This window comes from Stenotrophomonas sp. 21LCFQ19, assembly GCF_056861425.1.
This window is the reverse complement of record NZ_JBSPUF010000016.1, coordinates 1-16146: the sequence shown is the minus strand read 5'-3', so window position 1 is coordinate 16146 and position 16146 is coordinate 1. Positions and strand designations below refer to the sequence as shown.

At 60.6% G+C, this 16146-nt stretch carries 13 protein-coding genes and 1 tRNA gene; 6 read left to right on the top strand and 8 right to left on the bottom strand.

Annotation, left to right across the window (positions count from 1 at the left end):
• Positions 1 to 6: 6 nt before the first annotated feature.
• The 3 genes from AC13FW_RS16500 to AC13FW_RS16490 all read right to left on the bottom strand — a co-directional run bounded on the left by AC13FW_RS16500 (position 7) and on the right by AC13FW_RS16490 (position 2842).
• On the bottom strand, positions 7 to 513 hold the full coding sequence (locus AC13FW_RS16500) for a PH domain-containing protein (protein WP_482989787.1): 507 nt from the start codon (positions 511 to 513) through the stop codon (positions 7 to 9).
• A 212-nt stretch (positions 514 to 725) separates the two neighbouring features.
• Positions 726 to 1847: a GTP cyclohydrolase II RibA gene (gene ribA / locus AC13FW_RS16495; protein WP_482989786.1), complete on the bottom strand. Its 1122-nt coding sequence runs from the start codon at positions 1845 to 1847 to the stop codon at positions 726 to 728.
• A gap of 74 nt (positions 1848 to 1921) precedes the next feature.
• Positions 1922 to 2842, bottom strand: coding sequence for a lauroyl acyltransferase (locus tag AC13FW_RS16490; RefSeq protein WP_482989785.1), 921 nt, complete (start codon positions 2840 to 2842; stop codon positions 1922 to 1924).
• Between the two features lie 63 nt (positions 2843 to 2905).
• Here AC13FW_RS16490 and dtd point away from each other — a divergent pair, with 63 nt between their 5' ends.
• The 3 genes from dtd (at position 2906) to AC13FW_RS16475 (ending at position 5594) form a co-directional block, all read left to right on the top strand.
• Positions 2906 to 3346 carry a D-aminoacyl-tRNA deacylase gene (gene dtd, locus AC13FW_RS16485; RefSeq protein WP_482989784.1) on the top strand — a complete coding sequence of 147 codons (441 nt, stop codon included), beginning with the start codon at positions 2906 to 2908 and terminating at the stop codon, positions 3344 to 3346.
• A gap of 93 nt (positions 3347 to 3439) precedes the next feature.
• Positions 3440 to 5287, top strand: coding sequence for an RNA polymerase sigma factor RpoD (gene rpoD, locus AC13FW_RS16480; RefSeq protein WP_482989783.1), 1848 nt, complete (start codon positions 3440 to 3442; stop codon positions 5285 to 5287).
• Between the two features lie 231 nt (positions 5288 to 5518).
• Positions 5519 to 5594, top strand: a tRNA-Ile gene (locus AC13FW_RS16475).
• A gap of 312 nt (positions 5595 to 5906) precedes the next feature.
• On the opposite strand, the gene AC13FW_RS16470 is transcribed toward AC13FW_RS16475, so the two are convergent.
• Together AC13FW_RS16470 and AC13FW_RS16465 are read right to left on the bottom strand one after the other, a co-directional pair.
• The gene (locus AC13FW_RS16470) at positions 5907 to 6803 is read right to left on the bottom strand and encodes a tyrosine-protein phosphatase (protein WP_482989782.1); all 897 of its coding nucleotides are present in this window, start codon (positions 6801 to 6803) and stop codon (positions 5907 to 5909) included.
• A gap of 18 nt (positions 6804 to 6821) precedes the next feature.
• Positions 6822 to 9083, bottom strand: a complete 2262-nt coding sequence (locus AC13FW_RS16465) for a TonB-dependent receptor (protein WP_482989781.1) — start codon at positions 9081 to 9083, stop codon at positions 6822 to 6824.
• 136 nt (positions 9084 to 9219) lie between these two features.
• Between AC13FW_RS16465 and AC13FW_RS16460 the strand changes: the two genes are divergently transcribed.
• Positions 9220 to 9864 (top strand): TetR/AcrR family transcriptional regulator, encoded by a 645-nt coding sequence (locus AC13FW_RS16460; protein WP_296253045.1) that lies wholly within the window; start codon positions 9220 to 9222, stop codon positions 9862 to 9864.
• Between the two features lie 666 nt (positions 9865 to 10530).
• Here the strand turns inward: AC13FW_RS16460 and AC13FW_RS16455 are convergent.
• From AC13FW_RS16455 to AC13FW_RS16445, 3 genes are all read right to left on the bottom strand, one after another.
• Positions 10531 to 10785 (bottom strand): hypothetical protein, encoded by a 255-nt coding sequence (locus tag AC13FW_RS16455; protein WP_482989780.1) that lies wholly within the window; start codon positions 10783 to 10785, stop codon positions 10531 to 10533.
• 46 nt (positions 10786 to 10831) lie between these two features.
• Positions 10832 to 11356, bottom strand: coding sequence for a YbbD-related protein (locus AC13FW_RS16450; protein ID WP_482989779.1), 525 nt, complete (start codon positions 11354 to 11356; stop codon positions 10832 to 10834).
• Positions 11357 to 11764: 408 nt separating this feature from the next.
• Positions 11765 to 13180, bottom strand: a complete 1416-nt coding sequence (locus tag AC13FW_RS16445) for a sensor histidine kinase (protein WP_482989778.1) — start codon at positions 13178 to 13180, stop codon at positions 11765 to 11767.
• A gap of 428 nt (positions 13181 to 13608) precedes the next feature.
• On the opposite strand from AC13FW_RS16445, the gene AC13FW_RS16440 reads away from it, so the two are divergent.
• Positions 13609 to 14328 (top strand): response regulator transcription factor, encoded by a 720-nt coding sequence (locus AC13FW_RS16440; protein WP_482989777.1) that lies wholly within the window; start codon positions 13609 to 13611, stop codon positions 14326 to 14328.
• Positions 14329 to 15012: 684 nt separating this feature from the next.
• Positions 15013 to 16146 (top strand): tandem-95 repeat protein (locus AC13FW_RS16435; RefSeq protein ID WP_482989776.1); only part of this gene is annotated, 1134 nt, incomplete at its 3' end.

Below are 16146 nucleotides of genomic sequence, written 5' to 3'. Positions count from 1 at the left end.
GTTCGCTCACAGCGCGTCGTCGTGGTCGAGCTGCCGCGCCAGGCGATCACGCAGGCGTTCGGCATCAGCGTGTGCCAGTCCGGCCACGGCGACGGTGTTCATGCGGGTGCCGGCGGTATGCACGATCAGGGTCGCCAGGCCTGCCATGCGTTCCAGCGGGCCGCGGCGCAGGTCCAGGTGCTGCACGCGCGATACCGGCACGTGGCTTTCGCTCTGCCACATATGGCCACGGCGGACACCGAGCGATTGCGCGTCCAGCCGCCAGAAGGTGAGCCGATGCCGGCGCCAGCCGAACCATGCGCCGAGCAGGGCGCCAAGTACGGCACCGGCCGAGGGGATCAGCAGCCAGCTCGATTGCTTGGTGACCAGCATCAGTACCACGCAGGCCGCGCCGAACAGCAGGGCCATGCTCAGTGCCGAGCCGGTGGCGGCGAACAGCGCGCCGCGCGGCGGCAGCGGTTGCCACTGGATGTCGTCCGGCAGCTGTCGATCGAAGGCAGGAGGTTCAGTCATGCGCAGACGATATAACGCCGGGACCGTACAGCGGTAGGTGCGATGCCGCTGGCAGTTGTGGGAGCGGCGTCAGCCGCGAAGTTGGCGAGGCGGCAGGCCGCCGGAAAGCCTGCGCTCGGAATATCAAGGTTGGGCACCATCGTGGGCGCCGGATGTTGCAATAGCTTCGCGGCTTACGCCGCTCCCACAAACGCAACAAAAAAAGGGGGCGCTTACTGCGCCGCCATGATCAGCGCATCCACATCCAGGTGATGGCCGGCGCGTGCGGCCTTGGTGCGCAGGTACTGCTCGTTTTCGTGGGTGATCTCGCCGGTCACCGGCACGCAGCCAACGACCTCGATGCCGGCCTTGCGCAGGTGCTGCACCTTGGTGGGGTTGTTGGTCAGCAGCTGGATGCGCTGCACGCCCAGCGCGCGCAGCATGGCCACTGCGCTGCCATAGCGGCGTTCGTCGGCACCGAAGCCCAGCTGTGCATCGGCGTCGATGGTGTCCAGGCCTTCGTGTTGGTAGCCGTAGGCGCGCATCTTGGCGGCGATGCCGGTGCCACGGCCTTCCTGGTCCAGGTACAACAGGATGCCGCCGCCCAGCTCCTTGAGCGTGCGCAGGCCGCGCCGCAGCTGGTCGCCGCAATCGCATTTGAGCGAACCGAACAGGTCGCCGGTGAGACAGGACGAGTGCACGCGCACCGGCACGATGCCGCTCATGTCCGGATTGCCAACGATCACCGCAACCTGGTCGCGCTGCGCCACGCCGCCACGGAACACGGCGAATTCGCTCATGCCAACGTCACGCAGCGGCACCGGCGAGCGCGTTACCAGTTCGTAGTCCTGGCCGGCCTGGCCAGCACCTTCGTACAGGGCGGTGGTGTCCAGCTGCAGGCAGTCATCGAACGGGCTGCCTGCGGCATCCAGTTCCACCGAGATCATGGCCGGCAACAGCAAGCCCAGCCGCGCCACTTCCACCGTCGCTGCATCCAGCACATTGCCATTGGTTTGCGCGTCGGCTGGCGCGATCGCATCGCGCAGGTAGGCCAGTGCTGGCAGCTCGGCAAACGCGCGATCAGCCAGTGGCAGGTGGATGCCGTTGGCGGCGTTGATGCCCAGCGTCTGCGCGCGCGCTGCGCTCAGGAACAGGTAATGGCGACCTTGCGCGGCCTCGGCAAAGGCGGCGTAGCCTTCCGGCGAGCTGCTGTCCAAGGCAATGCTGGCCAGTCGTTGCCGGCCATCGCTGATCACTACCGGGCGGCCCGCACGGAGTTCGGCGGCGGCACGCTCGCAGCGGATGGCGGCGGTCTGGCCGAAGTAGGGCGGGCTGGCGGAAGCGGGGCTGTTCATTTGAAACCTTATGGGGGCCGTTGGCTGTCGAATCAATCGAGCGGCACGGGTGACGCAGTGTTGCAGCAGCAGGTTCAGTGCGGGTGACGGGCAGTGGCGTAAGGGTCGTGCTCGCCGCTGCCCGGCGGCCGCAGCGTGTAGCGCTTGTAGGTCCACTGGTACTGCGCAGGATCGCGGCGGGCGATGCGCTCGATGCCGGCATTGAGGGTAGCGGCGGCCAGTTGCAGATCCGGGTCGGCGATCTGGGCTTCGGCTGGTTCGATATGCAGGGCGAAGTCCAGATTGGGGCCGGTACGCTCGCACCAGCCGTACAGCAAGGTGGCGCCGGTGCGCTCGGCCAGGCGGTTGACCAGGGTCATGGTCAGCGCCTGCATGCCGAAGAACGGAACGAATACGCCGTCGCCGTTCTTGGGTTGCTGGTCGGGCAGGATGCCGGTGGCGCCGCCGTCCTTGAGTACCTTGAATAACTGCCGCACTGCTGGGCCTTCAGCACGCACCTGACGCACGTTGTCGCCGCCGCGGCACAGCTGCAGGAACTCATCGCCGACCGGGTTCTCCGGCGGTGCATAGACGATGGCGATCGGCCCGCGCGAGGCCAGCCACTGGTTCAACAGCTCCCAGTTGCCGTAGTGCGGGGCAATGACGATCACCCCCTTGCCTGACGCCAGCGCGGCGTCATACAGGTCCTGTCCGTGGCGTTCGCGCAGGTGGCGGGACAGGTTCTGCGCAGGGGCGTGGGTCCACAGGTACAGGGTTTCCAGTGCCTGGCGGGCGGTGGTGCGCAGCACCTCGCGGTGCAGGCGCGCGCGCTGGGCGGGGTCCAGTTCCGGGTAGGCCAGCTCCAGGTTGCGGTGGGTCACCCGGCTTTCGCGGGCATTGATGCTGCGCCACAGCCAGGCCACCGTGTCGGCCAGGGTCCGTTGCCAGGACCAGGGCAGGTGGGTCAGGGCGCAGGCGAGACGGTAATAGAGCTTGGCGGTGGATTGCGGTTTCATTCCCCCAAGTTTAGCCGCTGGCGCCCGATGCTATGGTGCCCGGCCCTACAGCAGGAGCTGCCAATGCTTTGCCTGATCCAACGTGTCACCCAGGCCTCGGTCACCGTCGACGATGCCGTGGTCGGGCAGATCGGCCCGGGCCTGCTGGCCCTGGTGGGGGTGGAGCCGGGCGACGATGAGGCGATGCTGTCGCGGATGGCGGACAGACTGCTCGGTTACCGGGTTTTCGCCGACGATGCCGGCAAGATGAACCGTTCCTTGCGCGATACCGGTGGTGGGCTGCTGCTGGTCAGCCAGTTCACCCTGGCCGCCGATACCCGTTCAGGCATGCGTCCGAGCTTCACCAGCGCCGCACCGCCGGCCGAGGCTGAACGGCTTTTCAACCGATTGGTGGCTATCTGCCGTGAAAAACACAGCCCAGGGGTGGAAATTGGCCGCTTTGGTGTCCATATGGTTGTCAGCCTGATCAACGATGGGCCCGTAACCTTTCTGCTCAGACCGTAGCGCGCCGCGAACCCACCGCCCCGGCAAGCGCTATGCTGCGCTGGTATAATGCTAGGTTCCCATCTTCACAATCGCCGGTGGCGCGAGCATTACATGGCCAACGAACGTCCTGCCCAGCAAAACGACATCAAGCTTCTGATCAGCAAGGGCCTGGAACAGGGCTACCTGACCTACGCCGAAGTTAACGATCATCTGCCCGACGACATGGTCGATCCGGAGCAGATCGAAGACATCATCGGCCTGATCACCGGCATGGGCATCGATGTCCACGAAGTTGCCCCGGACGCCGACACGCTGATGCTCAGCGACGGCAACACCGGCAACCGTGAAGTCGATGATACCGCCGCTGAAGAAGCTGCTGCTGCACTTACCGCACTCGACACCGAAGGTGGCCGCACCACCGACCCGGTGCGCATGTACATGCGCGAAATGGGTACGGTCGAGCTGCTGACCCGCGAAGGCGAAATCGCCATCGCCAAGCGCATCGAAGAAGGCCTGGGCCAGGTGCAGGCTGCACTGGGCACCTTCCCGCTGGCCGTTGAGTCGGTATTGGCCGACTACGAACTGCACAAGGAAGGCAAGAAGCGCCTGGCCGAAGTGATCGTCGGCTTCAACGACCTGGTCGAGGAAGCACCGGCACCGGCCGTTGCCGAAGACACCAGCGACGACGCTGATGCAGACGGCGACGAAGACGACGACGGCGACGACGTCGAGGAAGAAGCCGGTCCGACCGGTCCGGATCCGGTGGAAGTGGCTGCCCGCATGGAGCAGCTGGCCGCCGACCTGGCCAAGTTCAAGAAGGCGCACGCCAAGGGCGACGTCAAGGCCCAGGCCAAGCTGCGCGAGGAAATCTCGGCCACCTTCGTGACCCTGAAGCTGCCGCTGCCGCTGACCGACGTGCTGGTGCGCCTGCTGCGCGACACCATGGCCCAGGTCAAGTCGCAGGAGCGCCGCGTGCTGCACCTGGCTACCATCACCGCCCGTATGCCGCGTAAGGATTTCATCCGCTCGTGGGAAGGCAACCAGACGAATCTGGAGTGGGTGGAAGACGCAATCAAGCGTAAGCAGAAGTGGTCGTCGGCCCTGCGTGACGTCAAGGACCAGATCGTGTCCGAGCAGCAGGCCACCATCGACCTGGAAAAGAACACCCAGCTGAGCCTGGACGAGCTGAAGGAAATCAGCCGCGTCATGGCCTACGGCGAAGCCAAGGCGCGCAAGGCCAAGAAGGAAATGGTCGAGGCCAACCTGCGCCTGGTCATCTCCATCGCCAAGAAGTACACCAACCGCGGCCTGCAGTTCCTGGATCTGATCCAGGAGGGCAACATCGGTCTGATGAAGGCCGTCGACAAGTTCGAATACCGTCGTGGTTACAAGTTCTCGACCTATGCCACCTGGTGGATCCGCCAGGCGATCACCCGCTCGATCGCCGACCAGGCCCGCACCATCCGTATCCCGGTGCACATGATCGAGACGATCAACAAGTTGAACCGCATTTCCCGCCAGATGCTCCAGCAGTACGGCCGCGAGGCCACGCCGGAGGAGCTGGCCAAGGAAATGGACATGCCGGAAGACAAGATCCGCAAGGTGATGAAGATCGCCAAGGAGCCGATCTCGATGGAAACCCCGATCGGCGACGACGAGGATTCGCATCTGGGCGACTTCATCGAGGACACCAACGTGGAGTCCCCGATCGAGAACACCACCAACATCAACTTGTCTGAAACCGTGCGTGACGTGCTGGCCGGCCTCACCCCGAGGGAAGCCAAGGTGCTGCGCATGCGCTTCGGCATCGACATGAACACCGATCACACGCTGGAAGAAGTGGGCAAGCAGTTCGACGTGACCCGCGAGCGCATCCGCCAGATCGAGGCCAAGGCGCTGCGCAAGCTGCGTCACCCGAGCCGTTCGGAGCAGCTGCGCAGCTTCCTCGACATCGAGTGAGTGGTGGCTTGCAAGTGATTGCTGGCGCGTAAGTGCCGGAATGAAAAACCCCGCCTTGGCGGGGTTTTTCTTTGGGTGGGTGGAGGTGGATTGGATGGGAATCACCGCCAGGACCTGGCCAATGCTGCAGCCATGCGCGGGCGTTGCGCTTTGCGCAACAGGCGCACATCAAAAGCAGACACAGGGAAGTAGTCGCACGCTGCAAGCTCCACTACACTGTGTCGTCGCTACGGGCCTATAGCTCAACGGTTAGAGCAGAGGACTCATAATCCTTTGGTTCCAGGTTCGAATCCTGGTGGGCCCACCACGTAATTCAATGCGTTGCGGTGTTTTTTCCTGCAATGCATGCATCCGGGGAATTGGCTGGTGCCCGTACTGCTGGAGCGAACTGCGCAGACTTCCGCGGCAATCCCAGCTTGTACTTCCGACATGAGCCAACGTCAGCGAGCTCGCGGCTCGGATATCGAGTGCAAGCTGCCGAACGAAGACCTCTGAATGATCCGCATAGGACGGGACCAGCATAAGAGCCGGCCCCGTCACTTACTTCTCGAATCCTGTTTGTTGGGCCGTTCTCAATGCTGCGTGGTCCGTTGAACCGTCGCAGCATTTAGGTCGGATTTCACCCTGCCTGGCCCAGGCGTGCTTTGAGCTGCTGGATCTCTGCATCGCTGATGCCGATGGATTTCAGATAGCCCTCAGCACCGCCGTACTGCTGCTGTAATGCGGAGAGAAACATCTCCATGTTCTCCGGCGCAGTACCTGCCATGCCTGCCATCTTCCTGCCGATCTCCGGGTTCTGGCGGATGAGTTCCATCATCTGCGCGTTCATCGCACTGTCCTTGGGCTGCCCTTCCAGGTAGTGCGCAGAGATCGCGTAGTTGTGCACGATGTCGCCATCGGCAACGCCGGCCAGGTTCAGCAACAGGCCGGCGATGATACCGGTACGGTCCTTGCCCGCCGTGCAGTGGAACAGCACCGTACCGTCCTTCTCGGCCGCGATGCGCTGGAACACCTGCTTGAACTGCGGCTGGCTGTGGCCGAGCCATTGCACATAGGCTTCGCCCAGGGAGTCGGGGAACGACTTCATCATCTTCGGCAGATCCATCTTCTCCGTACCCATCAGCGAGATGCGCTGGTAGTCGAAGCGGTCGTCGCTGGCCAGCAGGTCAGGCGACTGGGTCTGCTCATCGGCCGTGCGCAGATCGATGTCCAGCGTCACGCCGGCGGCGGCAAGGGCGTCGCGATCGGCGGCAGTCAATCGTCCAAGATCTGCCGTGCGGATGAACGCATTGGCGGGAATCGGACCACGGCTGCCTTGCAGGCCAGCGAAGGAACGCACATTCCATGCACCCTGCAGCGCCATGACGCGTTGTGCGTCATCGGCAAGCGGCTGTGTGTTGCCGCTGCGCATAGCGGTGGCCGCGGCGGGTGTATCGGCATGGGCGACGGCGCCGGCGCCGAGCACCGGAGTGAGCAGGGCCAGGGCGAGTGCGATCGGGGTGCTTCGCGTTTTCATCAGGGGGGTCTCCAAGGATTAGAAATTGACGGTAACGTCGAAGCCATAGGTGCGCGGATCGTTGAAGATGCCGGTCTGCCCCAAGGCGCTGCTGTTGAGCTTGTAGAACAGGTGTTCCTCGTCCAGCAGGTTGCGCGCCCACAGCGAGAAGGCGATGGTCGAGCCGGTGGTGTTCAACGGCACGTCCACCAGCGCGACGCGGGCATTCACCACGAACGAACTGTCGGTGAGCATCTGGTCGTACTCGCTGGTGTAGTAGCCATCGGACCAGTTGCCGTCGAGGTGGAACTTGAGTGCCGAGAAGTTGGCGAACGGCAGCAGGTAGTCGATGGATGCGCTGCCGGCGTTCTTCGGTGCCAACAGCGGTTTGACGGTGACCTCGACACCTGCGCCGAATGGATCGACGGCGGTCTGTGCATCGATCTTGGTGTATGCGTAGTTCAGGCCAAGGGTCAGGTTGTCCACCGGCATCACGCTGAATTCCAATTCGGCGCCACGTGACTTTCCGTTGGTCAGTGCGTTGGTGGTGACCATGGTGGTGCGTGTCTCGCCACTATTGGGGTCGAACGGCAGCGAGAAATCCATCTGCTTGTGTTCGATCTTCGAATCAAACAGGGCCAGGTTCAGGCGCGCACGGTTTTGCCAGAACTGCGATTTGAAGCCGAGTTCGAAGGCAGTGACTTCTTCGGGATCGAAAGCGGTGTAGGTGGTGGAGCGTGAGTTGGCGCCGCCGGCTTTGAAGCCGGTGCTGTACTTGGCGTACACCATTGCGCTGTCGGTTAAGTCATACGCGATGTTGACCATCGGGTCGAAGCGGCTCCACGAGTCATCGAAACGCAGCTGCGTGGCGACACCATTGACCGTGTGCAGTTGGCCCTTCTTGTCATCCTGGGTGTAGCGGCCGCCAGCAGTGAGGTGCAGGCGTTCCAGCGATGCCGGTGTCCAGGTGGCCTGGCCAAAGAAACCGAGGCTGTCCGTCCATGCTTTGCTGGCACGATCGATGCGGACCTTGAAAAGGTCGAGCGGGTTGGTTGCCGGGTTCACGGTGTAGCTGTTGCCATCCGCTCCCCAGCGCAGCATGTTCGGTGTCTGTGCGTTGTCCCCGGCGGTCTCGTGGTAGTAGAACGCACCGGCCAGGAACTCAATCTGCGAGGTGTTGCCGATCAGCTGCAGCTCCTGGCTGTACTGGTGCTGGTAGACCTGCGCCAAGCTGTATCGCCCGAACAGCGTATTCGGACCACCATAGGCGGATGTGGCATCCACCAGGCCCATGTCGAACTGGCCCTGGGTCAGCTCGCGGTAGGAGCTGATCGATTTCAGTTCGAGGGTGTCGCTCAGGGTCCAGCCCAGATTGAGCAGATGGCCACTGGTGCGGCCGATGTTGTCTTCCTGCGGGCCGCCCAGGATGGAACGACTGCGGCGCTCCTTGCTGGCGCCGGCACTCTGGAGGGGGCTCACTGCCGGGCCGGGAACCAGCATCTGCACGTGGTACGGCGTGGTCGCATCGTAGGAGCGGTCAAACGCGTACAGGGCGGAGAAGCTGTCGCTGGGCTGCCATAGCGCGCTGACGCGCGCGCCGCGCTTGTCGTAGCTGTTGAAGTCGCGCTCGCCGCGCATGGCGTTGTCGGTGGTGCCGCCGCGCTTGGCTTGCACCGCATCGATCTTGAAGCTGACGTCGCCCAGCTTGGGCAGGTCCAGGTGCAGGCCGGTGTTCTGGCCGCTGTAGTTGGAGACGCCGGCGTTGACGCTGCCAGCGAATTCTCCCAGCGGTTGCTTGGTGACGATGCTGACCGCACCGCCTTCGGTGTTGCGGCCGAACAGGGTGCCCTGCGGTCCCTTCAGGACTTCGATGCGTTCCACGTCATACAACATGCTGCCCAGGCCTTGGGCACGGCCCATGAACACGCCATCGACGTAGATGCCGACACCTGCATCGCGGGCGGGCTGGTTGGCGTCGCCAGAAGCACCGATGCCGCGTATGCCTATGTTCAGCGCCGAACTGCGGGTGGCGAACGGGGTAACGCGCAGTGAGGGAATGGAGCCGTCTGACAGGCTGCCGATCGAGATCGCGCTGCGGTCCTTCAAGGCCTCGGCATCGACGACCGAGACCGAAATCGGGGTCTCCTGCAGATTGGTAGCCCGCTTCTGTGCGGTGATGACGATCTGGTCCAGCGAAACCACATCGCGGTTGCCGCTATCCGCGCTTTCGGCGTCGCTGGCTACGGCCAGCTGGGGCAGGGCTGCCGCTATGGCGAGAGCGAGCAGGTGGGGGTGCTTCATGGCGGGGCGCATCGGATCCGTTCGCGGGGGAGTGGAAGACCGGGCGGATTCTGGGCGGCTGAAATTACAAATGAATGACCGTTCATTCACGCGTGACTGACGTACCATTCGGACACTTCACGCCTCCCAGCATGCGATGCCGCCCAATAAAGTCCTGTCCCCAGCTGCCGACGAAGCCGCTAGATCACACGCCGAAGCGCAACGTCAACGGATCCTGGATGCTGCCCAGCAGTGCTTCATCGGACGCGGTTTCCACGCAGGATCGATCAGCGAAATCGCGGCCGAGGCGAACATCAGCCAGGGGCTGATGTACCGCTACTTTGATAACAAACGCACATTGATTCTGGCCTTGATCGAGCGGCAGCTCGCGCACGACCAGGAGGCCATGCGGCATCCTCCGGCACCGGCCGATCTGGTCGAGAGCCTGCTGGTCTGCTACCAGCATTGGGCGCGTGGCGAGACCCTGGAAACGCGCGGCAGCACGATCGCCAGCGTGGTGCTGTTCGCGCAGATCAATGCAGAGGCGCATCGTGATCCGGTCATTGCCGAGGTAGTGCGCAATCACGACAAGCAGATAGGCGAGGCCATCGCACAGTGGTTGCGGCGTCACGATCAAGAGCGTGGCCGCGCTTTGGACGAAGGTGCTATCCAGCAGCGCGTCTTGTTACTGCGATTGCTAGTGGAAGGTGCAGCGATGCGTGCAGTTCGTAATCCAGATGTTTCGGAATTCACTCTGCGTGGTGTACTGACTGATCTGATTGCGCATGCATTGCCCGACTAGCCGGAACTTCGCGTCCAGAGGATCGTTCGCAGTGGGGCAGCCCATGAAGTATGGCTATTCGACTGCAGCAATGTAAGTTTGCGTTGTAAAGGCCGTTGCTGATCCTGATATCAATGATTGGTAGTCGTTGGGTGGGCGATCGATGCTGAGCCTACTGGCCGGCTCTAGGACTTCGGATGAGAGCGGGTTCTGCGCAGAAAGAGCTTCCGACGCGCACTGGATTCGAAGTTGGTTTGTTTTTTCTAGTGTGAGTAACGCGGTTAGTAACGTTTGGGGTTGGATGTATTAATATCCTTTAGATTCAGTTGCATAGGTTTGCTTTTTGATTGATGGTGGGCCACCATGAGATCAATTGCTTAGCTCTGTTTCTATCGAGTTGGAGCAAGGATTTCTGGAAAGGTTGGTGGAAAATTTCCGCGTTCGATCCGTCAGCTCCGTCCACTGTACATAGCGTGGAATCAATTGCTTGGCTCTTTCTTTCGCTGTGGAACGCGTTTCTTCGGCAAGATCCCATCACTGATCTTGATTGATGCAGTAGAGCGCGCAGGTCATCTCACCGCTGCCCAACAGGACAATTTCAGGGCGGCGTCGGTTCGGTTCCGAACAGGAGCCGGCGTCTAACTCTGGAGCTAAGCCGACCCGCGCAGCGGGTTCGGTTCGATAGAATTACCAGGCAGCATACCTGTCCATTAATTCTTGAAGTTTGGCAACGGAGAATCTGACTTTCACATTTGATGTGACGAATTCTTTGCCAATGAACTCGGCGACAGGTTTTCCTTCGAGCTCCTCAAAGAGGGCATCCATGCTCCTGGTAAAAAGGAGTTGCGTGGCACGCGTTGACGCCGCTTCGTTCTTTGGTGAAACATCGATGGCACGATACATTCGTGCCATCGCCTCGTGGAACTCGGGTGTATTTCTCATGTTGCCGACCTACCTGAAAGGCGGCACCGAGGGGCGGTTGCACCAGTCATGCCGGATGGAATCTTCCCTTGATACAGTTTGATCCTGGGGCCGCGCGTGGCGTGCCAATGATCCAGCCCCGATTCTGGGGGGACGTCGCAGAGACGCGCCAATGCAGCCCCTGACCGCCTGATTTGTGAACACCAACAAACATGGATGTTGGTGATACATCGCTGGGGCAACGAAAGAACGTGTAAGAACTATCGAGCTCGGATGGAGTCGGCCACCGCGATGGGTGATAGCGTGACGGAACAACGGCCGAAGCGGGAACTGCTTGGCATTGGCCAGGCGGGTACCAGCTGGTGTTGCTGGAAATACTGAAGGTCAGGGCGCTCTCATTCGTATCGATGTCATGGATCTCGCGGAGGTCGGTCGAGCTGGCGGGAAGCCACTTGGGAATCCAGCCGCCGGAAATACCGCCGCCAGCGACCACTGCGGCCATGTCTGGGTAGGAAGTCTCCGGGACCTCAGTCACGTTGCAGCCCGCGAAAGCTGCAACCAAGACGACTGCAAATTGCGATGATCTAGCCATGCCTGCTGACACCTGAGTTGAGCCGGGCCGCGTAGCGACATCGGCTTGGACGAATTGTTAGGCCCCAACCGAGCTCGCCAGCGGTGCGCGCTGACCGTGGTAGCGCTCGAACTGGATGAGCACAGCGGCGGGAAGTTCAGGTGCACCTGGTTGTTGGATACGAAACAGTGGCTCAAGCCACGGCGCGACAAGCGCGAAATGCTCTGGCCATGCGGGGGCCAATTCGCGCGATGAGATCCGTGCAGCATGTGTGTGGTAACCAACGCCGGACCAGACCCACAACGGGCGTGCGGCATCTTCTGGCGCCAAGTCGACGCCAATGCACTCGCCGGAAGGCGTCGGCCCTTTCGCCAGTTGATATGTGGTTTCGCTCATGAGGTCCGGCTGTCGATTAGATTCTTGCGGTGATTATTCCAGATAAACAATATCTGAAGTTGCGGAGGTGGGCTCGTGGCTGTCGGCAGCAGGGGACGCCAAAGGAAGTTCAATCCTTATGGTGGTACCGCCGGCAGGTGGGCATTCAAGGCTGATCGAGCCGCCTGCAGTGGTTACTATGTCCTTGACTACAGATAGCCCTAAACCAGTGCCTTCACCGGTAGGCTTTGTCGTGAAGAATGGATCGAAGGCCCGAAGCTGTACTGGCTCTGGCATGCCCGCGCCGTCATCAGATAGCGTCAGCGCGAATGATTTTCCTGCAGGGGCGGCCGATGCGGAAATTCTTAAGGTGCCAGTTTCGGGCATCGCATCGCGCGAGTTTCCAGCGATATTTAGAATCGCCAGTTCAAAATGGTTCCTGTCCATGTGGATGGAAATGGGGCGTTGTGGGATATCCAGCTGCAAGCGGATACGACTGCCCAGCAATTGTCGCAACATTGATTGAAGCTCGTGCGTTGCCTCGCAGGCGTCGAATGTTTCTGGGCGTGCTATTTCCAGACGACTGAAGTTCAGCAGTTTCCTGCTGATGGCCATTGCACGGCGTGTCGCCATCTCGATGCCTTCCAGCGTAGATGCGAGTGCCGGTATACCGCCATCGCTGGCAAGCTGGTTTCGCTGTTGTGCATAGCCCAGGATGATAACCAGCACATTGTTGAAGTCGTGCGCGAGCCCGCTTGCCAGGCGCCCGGCAGCATCCATTTTCTGCGAATGAATCAATTGCACCTGGGTGCGTTCACGTTCTGCGATCTCCTCGCGGAGCTGCCAGTTCGATTGTTCCAGTGCTTGGCCGCGCTTTTCAGATTCCTGCAGGCTTATACGCAGGGCAGCAACGGTACGATCGAGCACCACGGTAATGATCAGCCAGATGCCTGCAATTGAGATTGCCTTGCCAATCGATGCGGCCGGTGCGATGGCGCTGGCGCGGAAGGCATCCAACACAAGACACGCCAACAGCATTGCGGTTAGTGACGCGAGCATGAGCCAAAGAGCGCGACGGCCTATTACCAGGCCGGCCAGTGAAAGCAACAACAAGGGGATGGGGTCGGGCCGTATATGAGCCAGGCCCACGCTTGCGTAGGCAATACCGACGCATAGCGCCGTGACCGCCAGGAATAGCGTCACACCTTTGTGGAAGACGCCGCGACGTATCAACCTCAGTGCGATCCAGGCGGATGCGACCAGAAGGATGTCGGTGGCCAGGTCTGCATAGAGTTGCAAAGGGCCAGGCTTCTGCCAAGCGCCACTGTAGATCGCGTACAGAAAAACTGCTTTGTTCAGCGGTACGAAGATGCCGAAGAACAGAAGCAGTATCTGCAGGAAGGGTGCATTGCGCCTGTCGACTGCATTGATAATGGGGGTGTTGTTCAGCCAGCGGGAGATCGGATTCATGAGGTGCCTGGCAATATGTCCGGGGGGTATCTTGAGTGGTGCGAATCGGTCGAGGCTATTTCCCGATTCGCCGAATATACTTTTTCCTGCACACGGTTTTGTTTCCTGGGGAAGTCAAAAACCCGGGGTGATGACCTGTGCTGCACTCAGGGCATCGTAATGATCATGTCCAACGGGCGTTGCTGCAACGTTCGTCGCGATTCGGGTTGCAACGATCCGATGACTGAAACTTTGAATGGTTTTCGATGGTGCCGCAGTGTCATTCATGCCCGCGCGGCATGAAGCAATGAAGCAAAGAGCGGTAACCCAAGATCCGCTAACCAGGCGCACGCATGGATAGGCTTTTCTCCAGTACACGAGCTGGTTTCTGGAAGGCGCGTGGACCCGAACCGATGAGGCTTGGTCGTTGCAGTCCAGTGGTATCCGATATGATGGTCCAAAGACCCGCCCCCGAGAAGATGATCTTGTTACCGCGCCTCGCAATTGTGGAAGATGACGAAGAGCTTCGGGAGAAGATCATGGTTCCTATTCTCCGAAATGCGGGTTTCGATGCTATCGGGCTTGCGAGCGCATTGCAGTTCTATCGCATGTGGGCTGGATCCCCATTTGACCTTGTTCTTCTGGATGTGGGTTTGCCGGATGACGATGGTATCGATATTGCCAGGCATATGCGCGGCCTTTCGCCTTCGTTGGGAATCGTCATGTATACGGGCCAGGGAACGACTTCGGACCGCCTGCGAGGGTTGCGTGCCGGCGTAGATGCCTACCTGGTGAAGCCGACGGAGATGGATGAGGTGATTGAAACCTTACGTAACGTCCATCAACGGCGCGTGGGTCATGAGTCTCAAGCAACACATCCTGGTACATGGGTCCTGGACCGGAATGGTTGGGCTCTTTTGACGCCTGCAGGCGTCGCATTGACCCTGAACCAAGCCGAGCGCCAGGTGATGAGGATACTGGTGGCAACTCCAAACGAGCCAGTGTCCCGTGAGGCGTTGATAAAGAACCTGACAGCTGATGCCGACGGCTTTGATCCGCATCGGCTCGAGATGCTGATCTATCGCCTGCGGAGAAAGTGCATCGAGAACTCGGGGGAGGCGCTGCCTTTGCAGGCGGTGAGAGGGGCCGGGTACCTGTTTGAGCCCTGACAGGCATATCGCTTCGTCTCTTTGCGGACACGCTCCTCTGTGAGGAGTCGTCTGAAGGTTGCAGGACCGAGAGTTTCCACGAAAACCAGGCCGATGCGATAGCAGTTGCATGCTGGCGTTGCCTTGCTCACGCAATGTGAGCAAAGGTGAGTAACTCGCGATTGATGATCTCCAGGTGCAAACCTAGATTGCCTTTGCTTTTCCACGTGTTTCGTACAGGCCAGAGGCTTTGTCATTCACGGGGAGAATGGGGGCAGGAGAAGCGCATTCCGCAAGGTGTCTTCTACTGCACGTCTTGGCAATGGACGGTACTGCGGTGGACGACATCATGCCTTTGGGCATATGGCGCACCGCTCTGGTTTTGAAAGGGGGCAGGTATGACGCTGCGGCGGGTATCGCCGTGGAAAGCACCGCTGAGTGCAACTTCTGCAGAGCCTTTGTTCGCGGGAGTCAGCGATTGGGAGGTGTACAGGGCGTTATACGCACTGGTCGTACGTTTCGAACTCAACGCCAACGTTGCAGCCAAACGGTGGTTTTTTTACTTGCGCTACCGACCGTCGGCGGTGGTGGCAGTGTGCTGATAAGTGATCTCTTCGCCTGTGACCTGCCTTCCCGGTTTGATGCATGGGGTTGTGGTTTTGAGTCGGTGAAAAATTTTTCAGAAGTCTTATAACGAGGGAAAGCATGAATACGGAAGTCATCGCCAAGTCGTCCGGCAAAATTGCCGTTGTTGATTCTGGGGATTTGGCGCTCGCCCAGCCCAGCATCGTCAAGATCAAGGTCGGTCCTGAGACGGTTGAGCGTTTCGAGCAGGTCGGTAGTGACCTTCTGATTGTCCTCAAGGATGGCAGCACGCTGACCATTCGCGGCTTCTTCGTTCAAGACGATGAAGGTCACCGTAGTGACCTGGTTCTGGAAGATGTGGAAGGCGTGCATTGGTGGGGGCAGTACACCAGTCCTTGGTCTGACTTCCACTTTGCCGAAATCCAGGAAGACCTCGCTGCTGCTGGGTTTGTCCCGCCCGCAGCAGGCCTGCCGGCGTGGGCGATCGCCGCACTGGCGCTTGTCGGTGCAGGTGCTGTCTATGCAGCAGTCGACGATGGCGACGATGACAAGCACAGCAATCGGCCGCCAGAATCACCGGATTACGCGCACACCGTCGCGGAGAATGATCCAGTGAGCGGTCGTGTTGTTGGTGCTGATGCGGATGGTGATGCGCTGACTTATGCCGTCACTACGCAGCCGGTGAATGGCACGGTTACGATCAATCCACAGACCGGCGAGTACACCTATACGCCGAAGCCCGGCTACAACGGTCAAGATGCATTTGTCGTCACCGTAACGGACGGTCATGGTGGCAGCAGCACCAGCACAGTCAATATTGACGTTACTCCGGTCAATGACCTGCCAGTGCCGGTGGATCCCAACGAAGGTCTGGATCCCGGTGATCCGGGCTATATCCCCGGCCAGAGCTTCGATCCGGACTCGGGCGACTATGAGGTCACTACGCCGGAAGACACTGCTATCGACGGCAAGATCACGGCTACTGACGCTGATGGTGATCAGCTTACGTATGTGATCGGAGAGCCTCCGCTGAATGGCACGGTTACGATCGACCCTGAGACCGGCGAGTACAGCTATGTGCCGGCTCCGAACTACAACGGTACTGATGAGTTTACCGTTGTCATTGATGACGGCGAAGGTGGGACGACCACCAGTAAGGTCACCATCACCGTAACACCGGTGAATGATCCACCGGCGTTTGAAGACCCGAACCAGGGCGGCACGCCGCCGGGCCCGAATCAGCCGGGCACGATC

What these genes read in the sequence shown, in the direction of transcription:
- AC13FW_RS16500 (WP_482989787.1), bottom strand. Translation starts at nt 513, where the DNA reads ATGACTGAACCTCCTGCCTTCGATCGACAGCTGCCGGACGACATCCAG.
- ribA (WP_482989786.1), bottom strand. Translation starts at nt 1,847, where the DNA reads ATGAACAGCCCCGCTTCCGCCAGCCCGCCCTACTTCGGCCAGACCGCC.
- AC13FW_RS16490 (WP_482989785.1), bottom strand. Translation starts at nt 2,842, where the DNA reads ATGAAACCGCAATCCACCGCCAAGCTCTATTACCGTCTCGCCTGCGCC.
- dtd (WP_482989784.1), top strand. Translation starts at nt 2,906, where the DNA reads ATGCTTTGCCTGATCCAACGTGTCACCCAGGCCTCGGTCACCGTCGAC.
- rpoD (WP_482989783.1), top strand. Translation starts at nt 3,440, where the DNA reads ATGGCCAACGAACGTCCTGCCCAGCAAAACGACATCAAGCTTCTGATC.
- AC13FW_RS16470 (WP_482989782.1), bottom strand. Translation starts at nt 6,803, where the DNA reads ATGAAAACGCGAAGCACCCCGATCGCACTCGCCCTGGCCCTGCTCACT.
- AC13FW_RS16465 (WP_482989781.1), bottom strand. Translation starts at nt 9,083, where the DNA reads ATGAAGCACCCCCACCTGCTCGCTCTCGCCATAGCGGCAGCCCTGCCC.
- AC13FW_RS16460 (WP_296253045.1), top strand. Translation starts at nt 9,220, where the DNA reads ATGCCGCCCAATAAAGTCCTGTCCCCAGCTGCCGACGAAGCCGCTAGA.
- AC13FW_RS16455 (WP_482989780.1), bottom strand. Translation starts at nt 10,785, where the DNA reads ATGAGAAATACACCCGAGTTCCACGAGGCGATGGCACGAATGTATCGT.
- AC13FW_RS16450 (WP_482989779.1), bottom strand. Translation starts at nt 11,356, where the DNA reads ATGGCTAGATCATCGCAATTTGCAGTCGTCTTGGTTGCAGCTTTCGCG.
- AC13FW_RS16445 (WP_482989778.1), bottom strand. Translation starts at nt 13,180, where the DNA reads ATGAATCCGATCTCCCGCTGGCTGAACAACACCCCCATTATCAATGCA.
- AC13FW_RS16440 (WP_482989777.1), top strand. Translation starts at nt 13,609, where the DNA reads ATGATGGTCCAAAGACCCGCCCCCGAGAAGATGATCTTGTTACCGCGC.